The organism is Streptomyces sp. NPDC029041, assembly GCF_040637515.1.
Classification (GTDB): domain Bacteria; phylum Actinomycetota; class Actinomycetes; order Streptomycetales; family Streptomycetaceae; genus Streptomyces.
The window spans coordinates 251,570-265,708 of sequence record NZ_JBEZWO010000002.1; the positions used below are offsets into that span (position 1 = coordinate 251,570).

8 protein-coding genes are annotated in these 14,139 nt (G+C 71.1%); 4 read left to right on the top strand and 4 right to left on the bottom strand.

The genetic code is table 11. The features are described from left to right. Nucleotides 1-60 precede the first annotated feature (60 nt). Nucleotides 61-792 (top strand): MBL fold metallo-hydrolase, encoded by a 732-nt coding sequence (locus tag AB0F04_RS04735; protein ID WP_362037768.1) that lies wholly within the window; start codon nt 61-63, stop codon nt 790-792. Nucleotides 793-823: 31 nt separating this feature from the next. After that, on the top strand, nt 824-1,624 hold the full coding sequence (locus AB0F04_RS04740) for a DUF3097 domain-containing protein (protein WP_362037770.1): 801 nt from the start codon (nt 824-826) through the stop codon (nt 1,622-1,624). A gap of 140 nt (nt 1,625-1,764) precedes the next feature. On the opposite strand, the gene hemW is transcribed toward AB0F04_RS04740, so the two are convergent. After that, nucleotides 1,765-2,997, bottom strand: a complete 1,233-nt coding sequence (hemW, locus tag AB0F04_RS04745; RefSeq protein WP_362037772.1) for a radical SAM family heme chaperone HemW — start codon at nt 2,995-2,997, stop codon at nt 1,765-1,767. Between the two features lie 27 nt (nt 2,998-3,024). Then, nucleotides 3,025-5,412, bottom strand: coding sequence for a SpoIIE family protein phosphatase (locus AB0F04_RS04750; RefSeq protein WP_362037774.1), 2,388 nt, complete (start codon nt 5,410-5,412; stop codon nt 3,025-3,027). Nucleotides 5,413-5,514: 102 nt separating this feature from the next. On the opposite strand from AB0F04_RS04750, the gene AB0F04_RS04755 reads away from it, so the two are divergent. Together AB0F04_RS04755 and AB0F04_RS04760 are read left to right on the top strand one after the other, a co-directional pair. Beyond that, complete coding sequence (locus AB0F04_RS04755) at nt 5,515-9,594, top strand: HAMP domain-containing protein (RefSeq protein ID WP_362037776.1); 4,080 nt, start codon at nt 5,515-5,517, stop codon at nt 9,592-9,594. Beyond that, entirely contained in the window at nt 9,591-10,061 is a 471-nt protein-coding gene (locus tag AB0F04_RS04760) for a response regulator (protein ID WP_362037778.1), read from the top strand. Before AB0F04_RS04755 ends, AB0F04_RS04760 begins: the two co-directional genes overlap by 4 nt. 90 nt (nt 10,062-10,151) lie before the next feature. Here the strand turns inward: AB0F04_RS04760 and AB0F04_RS04765 are convergent, their stop codons facing one another. Beyond that, nucleotides 10,152-12,023, bottom strand: a complete 1,872-nt coding sequence (locus AB0F04_RS04765; RefSeq protein WP_362037780.1) for an AMP-dependent synthetase/ligase — start codon at nt 12,021-12,023, stop codon at nt 10,152-10,154. A gap of 247 nt (nt 12,024-12,270) precedes the next feature. Continuing rightward, nucleotides 12,271-14,139 (bottom strand): translation elongation factor 4, encoded by a 1,869-nt coding sequence (gene lepA / locus AB0F04_RS04770; protein ID WP_362037782.1) that lies wholly within the window; start codon nt 14,137-14,139, stop codon nt 12,271-12,273.

Genomic DNA, 14,139 nt, shown 5'->3' on the forward strand with positions numbered 1-14,139 from the left:
CCGGCAAGGCTGGTCGTGCGGCGCCGTGCTCCGAGCGGGGCGCACCGCTAGCGTCGCCGTATGACGGTGACTTGGGAAGACCTCGGATGGGAACGGGTGGCCGCCGGTGTGGGGCGGTGCCGGCTGCCGGTGTGGGACTGCACGATCGGGCTGGTCGCCGGCGAGGGGGCGGTCCTCATGATCGACGCGGGGTCGAGCCTCGCCGAGGGAGCGAAACTGGGCGCGCAGGCGCGGGCGCTCACCGGTCACCGTGTGACACATCTCGCGCTGACCCACCCGCACTTCGACCATGTCTTCGGCGCCGCGGCGCTCCCGGACACCGAGGTGTTCGGCGCGGTGGGCGTGGACGCGCTGCTGACACGGGTGCGGGACCGGGAGGAACTGCGCGAGGACGGGGTGCGCCAGGGCCTGGCGGCGACCACGGCCCAGGAGGCGGCGGAGCGGCTGGTCGCGCCCGGCCACCTGGTCTCCGGCGAGTGGACGCTCGATCTGGGCGGCGACCGGCAGGTGCTGCTGGCGAACGTCGGCCCGGGGCACACCGCGCACGACCTGGCGGTGCTGGTGCCCGGTGATCCTGAGGTGGTGTTCTGCGGGGACCTGGTCGAGGAGTCCGGCGAGCCGCAGGCGGGCCCGGACGCGGTGCCGGCGCAGTGGCCTGCCGCCCTCGACCGGCTGCTGGACCTGGGCGGCGAGGACGCGGTGTACGTGCCCGGTCACGGAGCGGTGGTGGACGCGGCGTTCGTGCGGGCGCAACGGGACGCGCTGGCGGCGCGTTTCGGCGTGTCGCGGTGATCGCCGTCGGCCTTCTCCTATCGTCATTCGAATGCGCCAGTACTCCGCCGATCTGACCCCGCCGTGGAAGAAGCCGAAGCCGGTGCCCGAGGTGGCGGCGGAGCCGGGCCTGGTGGTGGAGGAGCCGGGGACCGGTTTCTGCGGCGCGGTGATCCGCTGCGAGGCGGGCACGGTGACGCTGGAGGACCGCTTCGGCAAGCACCGGGTGTTCCCGATGGAGCCGCGCGGCTTCCTGCTGGAGGGCAGGGTGGTGACCCTCGTCCGCCCCGCGCCCGGCGGCCCGGCGCGTCCCGCCCGCACGGCCTCGGGGTCGGTCGCCGTGCCCGGCGCACGCGCCCGCGTGGCCCGCGCCGGCCGCATCTACGTCGAGGGCCGCCACGACGCCGAACTGGTCGAGAAGGTGTGGGGCGACGACCTGCGCATCGAGGGCGTGGTCGTGGAGTACCTGGAGGGCGTCGACGACCTGCCGTCGATCGTCTCCGGGTTCGCCCCCGGGCCGGACGCGCGGCTGGGCGTCCTGGTGGACCACCTGGTTCCGGGCAGCAAGGAGTGGCGCATCGCACAGGCGGTGACGAGCGAGCACGCGCTGGTCGTGGGCCACCCCTACATCGACATCTGGGAGGCGGTGAAGCCGTCGTCGCTGGGCATCACCGCCTGGCCCCGGGTCCCGCGCGGCCAGGACTGGAAGACGGGTGTGTGCCGGGCCCTGGGCTGGCCGGAGAACACGGGCGCGGCTTGGCAGCGGATCCTGTCGGGCGTCCACTCGTACAAGGACCTGGAGCCGGAACTGCTGGGCAGAGTGGAAGAACTGATCGACTTCGTCACTGCGTAGCGGCTAGTGGCCCAACCGCCTGACAGCGGGCCTGCACGCCGCCCTGGCTGCGGTCCTGCGCACCGCCCAGCTGCGGGCATGCGCACCGCCCCAGCTGCGGGCATGCGTGCCGCCAGGGGCGATGGGCCGACCCGAGCACCTCAGTCCACGAGGTCCCGGACAACCCCGTCCGCCAGCAACCGCCCGCGCAAGGTCAGCACAGCCCGACCCTCCGCATACGGCTCTTCCTGGAGCAGCCCTTCGGACAAGGCCCGCCGGGACGCCGCAAGCCCCTCCTGCCGCAGCAGCGACAACGGCACCCCCTCCCGCAGCCGCAGCTCCAGCAGAATCCGCTCGACCCGCCGGTCCTCCCCCGACAGCACCTCACGCCCGGCCCCCGGCGACCTCCCCGAAGCCAGCGCGGCCGCGTACGCCCCCGGGTGCTTCACGTTCCACCACCTCACCCCGCCCACATGGCTGTGCGCACCGGGCCCGGCCCCCCACCAGTCGGCTCCCCGCCAGTACAGCTCGTTGTGCAGACACCGCCCGGCCTCCGAGGTCGCCCAGTTCGACACCTCGTACCACTCGAAGCCCGCGCCGGAGAGCACCTCGTCCGCGATCAGGTACCGGTCGGCGTGGACGTCGTCGTCGGTCATCGGCACCTCGCCCCGGCGGATCCGGCGGGCCAGCTGCGTGCCCTCCTCGACGATCAGGGCGTACGCGCTGACATGGTCCGGCCCGGCGCCCAGCACCGCGTCCAGCGAGGCCCGCCAGTCGTCGTCGGACTCCCCGGGGGTGCCGTAGATCAGGTCGAGGTTGACGTGCTCGAACCCGGCCGCCCGCGCCTCCGCCACACAGGCCTCGGGCCGCCCCGGGGTGTGCGTGCGGTCCAGCACCTTCAGCACGTGCTGCCGCGCACTCTGCATCCCGAAGGAGATCCGGTTGAAGCCCCCCTCGCGCAGGGCGGCCAGGTACGCGGGATCGACCGACTCCGGGTTCGCCTCGGTCGTGACCTCGGCGTCCTCCGCCAGCCCGAACTCGTCCCGCACGGCCTTCAGCATCCGTACGAGGTCACCGGCGTCCAGCAGCGTGGGGGTGCCGCCGCCCACGAACACCGTCCGCACCGGCCGCGGATCGTCCCCCAGCACCTTGCGCGCCAGCCGGATCTCGTCGGCCAGCGTCTCGTCGTAGTTGTCGCGGGACGCCAGCACGCCGCCGGTGCCGCGCAGCTCGGTCGCGGTGTACGTGTTGAAGTCGCAGTAGCCGCAGCGGGTCGCGCAGTACGGGACGTGCAGGTAGAACCCGAGCGGACGATCGGCGGCCCCGGCGAGGGCGGACGCGGGCAGCGTGCCGTCGTCGGGGACGGGCTCGCCGTCGGGGAGTGCGGAAGGCATGCCTTCCATTGTCCAGCACCCGGGCGGTCAGTCCGCCTGGAGCACCAGCAGCGCCAGATCGTCCGCCGGGGGCCGGGCCCCGAACTCGTGCACCAGCCGTTTGATCCGCTCGGCTATCAGCTCCGCGTCCAGGCCCGCGCACCCGGCCAGCGCCGCCGCGAGCCCGTCCCCGTCGTCGAACTGGCGGGAGCCCGAGCGGCGCTCGGTCACCCCGTCGGTGACGCACAGCAGCGTGTCGCCGGACCGCAGCTCGAAGGTGTCGCTGGTGTAGGTGGCGTCCTCGACGACGCCGAGGAGGGTCTGGGGCTGCGCGACCGTGTGCACCTCACCGCCCGCCCCCAGCAGCAGGGGCAGCGGGTGCCCGGCGGAGGCGATGGTGCAGCGGACACCACCGTCGAAGGGGACGAGCTCGCCGTAGAGCAGGGACAGGAAGCGGGTCTGGGGACCGTCGCCGGGCGGGGTCGGCCGCGCGCCCGCGGCGACCAGCGCCCGGGCGGCCGCGTCGGCGGCCTCCGTGGCGTCGTCGAGCAGGAGCTGGTTGAGGCGGTCCAGGACGTCGGCGACCCGGTAGCCCTCGCGGGCCAGCAGCCGCAGCCAGGGCCGGGCCAGCCCGATCACGACGGCCGCTTCGGGGCCCTTGCCCTGGACGTCGCCGACGGCGAAGCACCAGCGGCCGTCGCCGGCCGGGAACAGGTCGTAGAAGTCGCCGCTGGGACCGCCCTTGTCGCACGGTTCGTAGACGAGGGCGCTGCGCACGCCGGGGATCTCGGCGACGGCGCCGGGCAGCAGCCCGCGCTGGAGCACGGCGCTGATGGTGGCCTGCCGGGCGTACTGGCGGGCGGCGCCGATGGCGAGGGCCACCCGGCGGCTGAGGTCCTCGACGAGGCCGGTGATCTCGTCGGGGAAGCCGGCCGGTCCGGAGCGTCCGATGACCAGGGTGCCCAGCGGGCGTCCCCCGGCGACCAGACGGTACGCGAGGGCCGAACCGGGCTCGCCGTCCCCGAGCGCCTCGCCGGGCCAGGGGCAGTCGACGGGCCCGGACCCGCCCTGGTCCCGGCCGCGCTCGAACGGGGACGCGCCCATCGGGTCGAACGGCTGCGGAGGGTCCTTCTCCAGGACGCGGCGCAGCTCCTCGATGCGGTTCTCGCTGCCGTGCCAGACCCGGGCGAGGCGCGGTCCGCCCAGGCCGGCTCCGCCGCTCCAGCCGCCGGCGGTGGCCTCGTCCTCCAGCCACACCGCGCACCAGTCGGCCAGCCGGGGCACGATCAGCTGTCCGGCGAGGGCCGCGACGAGGTCCTCGTCGAGCTGTCCGGCGAGAAGGTCGGAGGCCTCGGCGAGGAAGGACAGGGCGCCGCGGCCGAGCCAGGCGCCGTCGGGGCCGTGCAGTCCGTCGCGGTTCTCGTGCCGGTCCCGCCAGTCCCGCAGGTCGTTCCAGTCGCGCAGGTCGCGGGACTCCCGTGAGCCGGGCCGGGGCTGCGCCTCGTCGTCGGGGTCCGGGCCCTGCCCGTCCCGGCGCGCGTCCCACCACTCTTCGCCGTCGCCCCGTGAGTCCCATGTGTATCGGGCGCCCCTCGGGCGCCCCCACGGCTCTCGGCCCGCACGCGGGTGGTTCCACAGGTCTCCGCCGCCCCTGAGCCGCGGGGCCTCCTCCGCCTCCTCGTCCGGGCGTGGTGCGGGTGCCAGGATCTCCGCCACGCCCAGGCCGCGCGCGGGCGCCTGCTCCCCGGCGTACGCCCCGGTCTGCTCGCCCGCGGCGCAGCCACCGGCGGGCAGCCGGGCCCACACGGTCTTGCGGCCCGTGCGGTACGTGACGCCCCACGCCTCGCAGAGCGCGCCGACGAGCCGCAGACCGCGCCCGTACTCGGGGGTGTCGTGCGGGGTCTCCGGCTCGCCGCCGCGCGGGGCACGGGAGGGGTGGTGGTCGGAGACCTCGACGACCACCACGGTCGTGTCCGGGGCACCGCCCACGGCGCCTTCCAGCCGGAACTCCGTCTCGACGCCGGTGCCGGCGTGCACGACGGCGTTGGTGACGAGTTCGCTGACGACGAGGGTGGCGTCGTCGGCGAGACGGTCGGTGAGGTGCTCGGCGCCGGGCACTCCGAGCCCGGTCCACTCGGCGAGAGCCTCGCGCACGAGGGCGCGGGCGGCGCCCGGGGCGAGCGACGTGCCGGGCAGGGTCGCGTGCGCCCGCGCGCGCTCCGGTACGGGCGCCTCGGCGGCGGACGCGGGCGCCGTGCAGGCGGGCGCGCGTGTACCGGAGGCGAGCGTCCCGGCGGACGGTGTCCTCACCTCCGCGGCCGGCGCGGGCTCCGCGGGAACGGGCCCTTCCTGGACGGGCACGGGCGTCTCCCAAGCGGATACAGGCGCTTCTGAGGCACGGGAGGCGGTCTCCCGTTGCGTCGGAATGGCCCCCATGGACAGCTCCCCGGGCAGTTCGTACGAATACGCCACAGTCGATGCCGACAGAGTGACAGACTGGCCCCGCCCATAAGCGCCGAGTTACCGAAGTGGGCCGCCATGAGTGAGAACCGTGCTACTCCTGTGGTCGAAGACCGGTACGAAGACGGTCAGATTCGTGCATCCGATCTGCGCCCGCTGCTCGCCGCCATGACCGCGGCACGCGACGGCGACTTCGGCAAGGTGCCGGAATCGGGCCACGGGATGGTGGCCGAACTGACCGCCGTCTACAACCAGATCATGGACCGCAGCGTCCACTTCACCTCCGAGGTGCGGCGCGTCCGACGGGAACTGGTGCGGCACGGACGGCTCGACGAGCGGCTCTCGGCCAGCCCGGGCCAGGGCCTGTGGACGTCCCGGGTCGACGACGTGAACCAGTTGCTCGACGCCCTGGTCGCCCCGGCGGCGAACGCCACGCGCGTGCTGGACGCGGTGGCCGGCGGCGATCTGACCCAGCGGGTCGATCTGCACGACGGGACACGGCAGTTGCGCGGCGATCTGCGGCGCCTGGGCCGGGCCGTGAACACGATGGTGGACCAGCTGTCCCTGTTCACCGGCGAGGTGACACGGGTGGCCCGCGAGGTGGGCACCGAGGGGCGGCTCGGCGGGCGGGCCAAGGTGCAGGGCCTGTCGGGCAGCTGGCGGGACGTGACGGAGGCCGTCAACACGATGGCGTCCCGGCTGACGGCCCAGGTCCGGGACATCGCGGCGGTGACGACCGCGGTGGCCCGCGGCGACCTGACCCGCACGGTGACCGTGGAGGCGACCGGCGAGCTGCTGGAGCTCAAGCTGACCGTCAACACGATGGTCGACCAGCTGTCCGCCTTCGCCGACGAGGTCACCCGCGTCGCCCGCGAGGTCGGCACCGAGGGCCGGCTGGGCGGCCGGGCGCAGGTGCGGGGCGTGTCCGGGGTGTGGAAGGACCTCACCGACAACGTCAACTTCATGGCGTCGAACCTGACGTCCCAGGTCCGCAACATCGCCCAGGTGACCACGGCCGTCGCCAACGGCGACCTGTCCCAGAAGATCACGGTCGACGCGCAGGGCGAGATCCTGGAGCTGAAGTCGACCATCAACACGATGGTCGACCAGCTCTCCGCCTTCGCCGACGAGGTCACCCGCGTCGCCCGCGAGGTCGGCACCGAGGGCAACCTCGGCGGCCGGGCCCAGGTGCGGGGCGTGTCCGGCGTCTGGAAGGACCTCACCGACAACGTCAACTTCATGGCGGACAACCTCACCTCGCAGGTCCGCAACATCGCCCTGGTCTCCACCGCCGTCGCGCAGGGCGATCTCGGCAAGAAGATCACGGTGGAGGCCAAGGGCGAGATCCTGGAGCTGAAGTCCACGATCAACACGATGGTCGACCAGCTCTCCGCCTTCGCCGACGAAGTGACCCGGGTGGCCCGCGAGGTCGGCACGGAGGGCAACCTCGGCGGCCAGGCCCAGGTGCGGGGCGTCTCCGGCGTCTGGAAGGACCTCACCGACAACGTCAACTTCATGGCGCTGAACCTGACGTCGCAGGTCCGCAACATCGCCCAGGTGACGACAGCCGTCGCCAACGGCGACCTGTCGAAGAAGATCACGGTCGACGCGCGCGGCGAGATCCTGGAGCTGAAGGACACCGTCAACACGATGGTGGAGCAACTGCGCGCCTTCGCCGACGAGGTGACACGGGTGGCCCGCGAGGTCGGCACCGACGGACGGCTCGGCGGACGGGCCCAGGTGCTGGGCGTCTCCGGCGTCTGGCGGGACCTGACGGACAACGTCAACTACATGGCCGACAACCTCACCTCCCAGGTGCGCAACATCGCCCAGGTCGCGACGGCCGTGGCGCAGGGCGACCTGTCCCGGAAGATCGACGTGGACGCGCGCGGCGAGATCCTGGAGCTGAAGACCACCATCAACACGATGGTCGACACGCTGTCCTCCTTCTCCTCGGAGGTCACGCGGGTCGCCCGCGAGGTGGGCTCGGAGGGACGGCTCGGCGGCCAGGCCCGGGTCGAAGGCGTCTACGGCACCTGGAAGCGCCTGACGACGAACGTCAACGAACTCGCCTCCAACCTCACCACCCAGGTCCGCGCGATCGCCGAGGTCGCCTCCGCGGTGGCCCAGGGCGACATGTCCCGCTCGATCACCGTGGAGACGCAGGGCGAGGTCGCCGAGCTCAAGGACAACATCAACCTGATGGTGGCCAACCTGCGCGAGACGACCCGCGCGAAGGACTGGCTGGAGTCCAACCTGGCCCGGCTCGCCGCCCTGATGCAGGGCCACCGGGACCTGATGGAGGTCGCCGACCTGATACTCCGCGAGCTGACCCCGCTGGTGAACGCCCAGTACGGCGCGTTCTACCTGGCCGACCCGGAAGAGGCCGGAGCCACGACCCCCACCAAGGGGCTCGCCTTCATCGCCGGGTACGGCGCCGCCCAGGACGCGACCGTCGAGACCGGCGGCCTGCCGGTGCACGGCCTGGTCGCGCAGGCGGCCCGGGAGAAGAAGCGCATCCTGGTGGAGGGCGCCCCACCCGACTACATCAAGATCAACAGTGGTCTGGGCGAGGCGGCCCCGACCACCATCGTCATCATCCCGATCCTCTTCGAGGACAAGCTCCTCGGCGTCATCGAGCTCGCCTCGTTCTCCCGCTTCTCCGACGTCCACCTGGCGTTCTTCGACCAGTTCGTCAACACCATCGGCGTCGCCATCAACACGATCATCGCCAACTCCCGCACGGAGTCGCTGCTCGGCGAGTCCCAGCGCCTGGCCATGCAGCTCCAGGAGCGCTCGGACGAACTCCAGAAACAGCAGGGCGAACTCCAGCGCTCCAACGCCGAACTGGAGGAGAAGGCGGCCCTGCTGGCCACGTCCTCGCAGTACAAGTCGGAGTTCCTGGCCAACATGTCGCACGAGCTGCGCACCCCGCTGAACTCGCTGCTCATCCTGGCCCGGCTGCTCTCCGACAACCCGGACGGCCATCTCTCCGACCAGGAGGTGCAGTTCGCCACGACCATCCACCGCTCGGGCTCGGACCTCCTGCAGCTGATCAACGACATCCTGGACCTGTCGAAGATCGAGGCCGGCCGCATGGACGTACGCCCCAAGCGGCTCCCGCTCATCAAGCTGCTCGACTACGTCCACGCCACTTTCCGGCCGCTCACCCTCGACCGGGGGCTCGCCTTCGAGGTCGCGGTCGGCGAGGACGTACCGCGCGAGATGTACTCGGACGAACAGCGCCTGCAGCAGATCCTGCGCAACCTCCTCTCCAACGCGATCAAGTTCACCGCGTCCGGCAAGGTCGAGCTGCGGGTGGACCGGGTGCAGGACGCCGAGCACCGCTACGTCCGGGAAACGGACGACGTCATCGCGTTCTCGGTGTCCGACACCGGCATCGGGATCGCGCCCGAGAAACTCCCGGTGATCTTCGAGGCGTTCGCGCAGGCCGACGGCACCACCAACCGCAAGTACGGCGGGACCGGCCTCGGCCTGTCCATCAGCCGGGAGATCGCGGGCCTGCTCGGCGGCCGGATCGTCGCCGAGAGCGAACCCGGAAAGGGCTCCACGTTCACCCTGTACGTGCCGGTCGTCAGCCCCGGTCACACCGCGCCCGCACCCGTTCCGGAGGACCGCGCCGACCCTCCGCTCCCCCTCAAGCCCGCCGCCGGGACCGTCCCGGTCGCGCACGACACGGACGACGCCTGGCCGTCGCCGACGAAGCTGGAGGCGTGGACGTCCGGCCGGCCGGGCCGGATCCTCGCCGGACGGCGGGTGCTGATCGTCGACGACGACATCCGCAACGTCTTCGCCCTCACCCATGTCCTGGGCCGGGTCGGCATGACCGTGCTCTACGCGGAGAACGGCCGCGAGGGCATCGAGACGCTGGAGCGCAGCGCCGACGTCGAACTGGTGCTGATGGACATCATGATGCCGGAGATGGACGGCTACGAGACCATCTCCGCCATCCGCCGCACACCCCGCTGGTCGGGCCTGCCGATCGTGGCCCTGACCGCCAAGGCGATGCCCGGCGACCGGGAGAAGTCCATCGCCCGCGGCGCCAACGACTACGTCCCCAAGCCGGTGGACATCGACGGCCTGCTGACGGTCGTGTGCGCACTCCTGGACCCCGAGGGCACGGAAGAAGAAGCATGAGCGGCACGGCCACCCACCCCGACCGCGCGGCAATCCTCCTCGTCGACGACATGGAGGACAACCTGACCGCCCTGGAGGCCGTCCTCGCCTCCCTCAACGAGCCGCTGGTACGCGCCCGTTCCGGTGAGGAGGCGATGAAGGCCCTGCTGCGGCAGCCGATCGCCCTGGTCCTGCTCGACATCCGCATGCCCGGCATGGACGGCTTCGAGACGGCCGCCCACATCAAACGCCTCGACCAGACCCGGGACGTCCCGATCATCTTCCTCACCGGCGCGGACGACGACGCGGGCTACGCCTTCCGCGGCTACGCGACCGGCGCCGCCGACTACGTGACCAAGCCCTTCGACCCGTGGGTCCTCAGGGCCAAGGTCAGCGTCTTCCTGGACCTCTACCGCAAGGGAAGAGAGGTGGAACGCCTCAAGACGGAGATCCAGGACTTGAAACGCCGCGTGGGGGAAGTCACCTAGGGGCGCGGGGCTGTGTCGATGTGCGGCTCCGCCGCGTGGGCGCGGACAACCCCGACGAACCCGAGGCCGCCCCACAGCCCCCACCACCCCCTACGCCTCGCGAGACCCGTCGTACATCTCCTCGATCAGATGCTTGTACTCCCGCTCCACCACGGGCCGCTTCAGCTTCAGACTCGGCGTGATCTCACCGTGCTCGACATCGAGATCCCGCGGCAGCAGCCGGAACTTCTTGATGGTCTGCCACCGCTGCAGCCCCTCGTTGAGCTGCTTCACATACCCGTCGACCATCTCGACGGTCACCGGCGCGGCGACGATCTCCGCGTACGACTTCCCCTCCAGGCCGTTGTCCTTGGCCCAGTCGGTGATGGCGACCTCGTCGAGCGCGATGAGCGCCGTGCAGAAGTTCCGGTCGGCCCCGTGCACCAGGATGTTGGACACGTACGGGCACACCGCCTTGAACTGCCCCTCGACCTCCGCCGGGGCGATGTACTTGCCGCCCGAGGTTTTGATGAGGTCCTTCTTGCGGTCGGTGATCCGCAGGTACCCGTCGGCCGACAGCTCCCCGATGTCGCCGGTGTGGAACCAGCCGTCCGGCTCCAGCACCTCGGCGGTCTTCTCGGGCAGCTTGTGGTAGCCCTCCATGATGCCCGGACCGCGCAGCAGGATCTCCCCGTCGTCGGCGATCCGCACCTCCGTGCCGGGCAGCGGCTTGCCGACCGTGCCGGTGCGGTAGGCCTCGCCCGGGTTCACGAAGGACGCCGCCGAGGACTCGGTCAGACCGTAGCCCTCCAGGATGTGGATGCCGGCGCCCGAGAAGAAGTAGCCGATCTCCGGCGCGAGGGCGGCGGAACCCGAGACGCAGGCCCGCAGGTTCCCGCCGAAGGCCTCGCGGATCTTGGCGAACACCAGCGCGTCGGCGACCTTGTGCTTCGCGCCCAGCCCGAACGGCACGGACGCGGTGCCGGTCCGCCGGAAGTTGTCCTGGGCCACCTTGGCGTACTCGCGGGCCACCTCGGCCGCCCACTGGAAGATCTTGTACTTGGCGCCGCCGCCCGCGCGGGCCTTCGCGGCCACGCCGTTGTAGACCTTCTCGAAGATGCGCGGCACGGCCGCCATGTACGTCGGCTGCACCACCGGCAGGTTCTCGATGATCTTGTCGACCCGGCCGTCCACGGCGGTGACGTGCCCGACCTCGATCTGCCCGGAGGTCAGCACCTTGCCGAAGACGTGCGCGAGGGGCAGCCACAGGTACTGCACGTCCTCGCCGCTGACCAGCCCGGTCGCGGCGATCGCCTTGGCCATGTACGACCAGTTGTCGTGCGGCAGACGCACACCCTTGGGGCGTCCGGTGGTGCCGGAGGTGTAGATGAGGGTGGCCAGCTGGTCCTTGGTGATCGCGCCGACCCGCTCCTTGATCAGGTCGGGGTCCTTCTCCAGCCGGGCCGCGCCGCGCTTCTCCAGCTCGTCCAGGGTGAGGATCCAGTCGGCGGTCTCGACACCGGCCCCGTCGATGACCACGACATGGGTCAGCTCGGGCAGCTCGGCGCGCTTCTCCTGCGCCTTGGCCAGCTGCTCGGCGTTCTCCGCGATGAGCACCCGGCTCTCGGAGTCCGACAGGATGTACGCGGACTCGTCGGCGTTGGTCTGCGGGTACACCGTGGTCGTGGCCGCTCCGGCGCACATGATGCCGAGGTCGGCGAGGATCCACTCGATCCGGGTGCCGGCGGCGAGGGCCACCCGCTGCTCGGGCTGCACGCCCAGCTCGATGAGGCCCGCCGCGATGGCGTAGACCCGCTCGGCGGACTGCGCCCAGGTCAGTGACTTCCAGTCGTCCGGTCCCTGGCCCGCGGACGGGACCGGATACCGATAGGCCTCGGCGTCCGGCGTGGCCGCCACGCGCTCCAGGAAGAGGCCCGCCACGGACGGCGGACGGTTCTCGATCAGGGTCTGTGTGTCGCTCACGACATCCTCCGGGCCCGCGACGTGCGGCTGGCTCAGGTGCGGCTGGGTTCGCTCGCGAGCCCTTGTTTAACTCGCGAGTAACTATCGAGCAGGGATCAGAGTAAAGGGCGACCGGCCCCCGCGTAAGGGTCCGCGGCCTGTCACTTCGTACAGAGGGCTACCCCGCGAACGCACAGGGCCCGCCGCACTTTCGCACGGCGAGCCCCTGTTCAACCCGGATTGCGGTGTAACCCGCGGTAATCCGTGATTACTTCTTGCCCTTGCCCGACCCCGCGCTGTCATCACTCGACAGGACGGCGATGAAGGCCTCCTGCGGAACCTCCACGCTACCCACCATCTTCATCCGCTTCTTGCCCTCCTTCTGCTTCTCCAGCAGCTTCCGCTTGCGGGAGATGTCACCGCCGTAGCACTTGGCGAGGACGTCCTTGCGGATGGCGCGGATGGTCTCGCGGGCGATGACCCGGGAGCCGATGGCCGCCTGGATGGGCACCTCGAAGGCCTGCCGCGGGATGAGCTCGCGCAGCTTGGCGACGAGCCGCACACCGTACGCGTACGCCGCGTCCTTGTGGGTGATCGCCGAGAAGGCGTCGACCTTGTCGCCGTGCAGCAGGATGTCGACCTTGACCAGGCTGGAGGTCTGCTCGCCGGTGGGCTCGTAGTCGAGCGAGGCGTAACCGCGGGTCTTGGACTTCAGCTGGTCGAAGAAGTCGAAGACGATCTCCGCGAGCGGCAGCGTGTAGCGGATCTCGACCCGGTCCTCGGAGAGGTAGTCCATGCCGAGCAGGGTGCCGCGCCGGGTCTGGCACAGCTCCATGATCGAGCCGATGAACTCGCTGGGCGCGAGGATGGTGGCCCGGACGACCGGCTCGTAGACCTCCGAGATCTTACCCTCGGGGAACTCGCTGGGGTTGGTCACGGTGTGCTCGGTGCCGTCCTCCATGAGGACGCGGTAGACCACGTTCGGCGCGGTGGCGATCAGGTCGAGGCCGAACTCGCGCTCCAGCCGCTCCCGGATCACGTCCAGGTGCAGCAGGCCGAGGAAACCGACGCGGAAACCGAAGCCGAGGGCGGCGGAGGTCTCCGGCTCGTAGACCAGCGCGGCGTCGTTGAGCTGGAGCTTGTCCAGTGCCTCGCGCAGCTCGGGGTAGTCCGAGCCGTCCAGCGGATACAGCCCGGAGAAGACCATGGGCTTGGGGTCCTTGTAGCCCCCGAGCGCCTCCGTGGCCCCCTTCTGCTGGCTGGTGACGGTGTCACCGACCTTGGACTGGCGGACGTCCTTCACACCGGTGATGAGGTAGCCCACCTCGCCCACGCCGAGGCCGTCGGCCGACAGCATCTCCGGCGAGTTCGTGCCGATCTCCAGCAGCTCGTGCGTGGCGTTGGTGGACATCATCCGGATCCGCTCGCGCTTGTTGAGCTGACCGTCGATGACACGGACGTACGTCACGACACCGCGGTAGGAGTCGTAGACCGAGTCGAAGATCATCGCGCGGGCGGGGGCGTCCGCGACGCCGACCGGCGGGGGGATCTCCGCGACGACCTTGTCGAGCAGCGCCTCGACGCCCAGACCCGTCTTGGCGGACACCTTGAGGACGTCCTCCGGGTCACACCCGACCAGGTTGGCGAGCTCCTCGGAGAACTTCTCGGGCTGCGCGGCCGGCAGGTCGATCTTGTTCAGCACCGGGATGATCGTGAGGTCGTTCTCCATCGCCAGGTACAGGTTGGCGAGGGTCTGCGCCTCGATGCCCTGGGCGGCGTCGACCAGGAGGATGGTCCCCTCGCACGCGGCGAGCGACCGGGAGACCTCGTAGGTGAAGTCGACGTGCCCGGGGGTGTCGATCATGTTGAGGATGTGCGTGTCGTTCTTGTCGTGGGTGGGAGCCCACGGCAGACGCACCGCCTGTGACTTGATCGTGATGCCACGCTCGCGCTCGATGTCCATGCGGTCGAGGTACTGGGCGCGCATCTGCCGCTGCTCGACCACTCCGGTGAGCTGGAGCATCCGGTCGGCGAGCGTGGACTTGCCGTGGTCGATGTGCGCGATGATGCAGAAGTTGCGGATCAGAGCCGGGTCGGTACGGCTCGGCTCGGGCACGTGGCTGGGGATCGCGGGCAC

Excerpts from the sequence above, each read along its gene's own strand:
- AB0F04_RS04740 (WP_362037770.1), top strand. The coding sequence starts at position 824 with ATGCGCCAGTACTCCGCCGATCTGACCCCGCCGTGGAAGAAGCCGAAG.
- AB0F04_RS04760 (WP_362037778.1), top strand. The coding sequence starts at position 9,591 with ATGAGCGGCACGGCCACCCACCCCGACCGCGCGGCAATCCTCCTCGTC.
- AB0F04_RS04755 (WP_362037776.1), top strand. The coding sequence starts at position 5,515 with ATGAGTGAGAACCGTGCTACTCCTGTGGTCGAAGACCGGTACGAAGAC.
- AB0F04_RS04735 (WP_362037768.1), top strand. The coding sequence starts at position 61 with ATGACGGTGACTTGGGAAGACCTCGGATGGGAACGGGTGGCCGCCGGT.
- hemW (WP_362037772.1), bottom strand. The coding sequence starts at position 2,997 with ATGCCTTCCGCACTCCCCGACGGCGAGCCCGTCCCCGACGACGGCACG.
- AB0F04_RS04750 (WP_362037774.1), bottom strand. The coding sequence starts at position 5,412 with ATGGGGGCCATTCCGACGCAACGGGAGACCGCCTCCCGTGCCTCAGAA.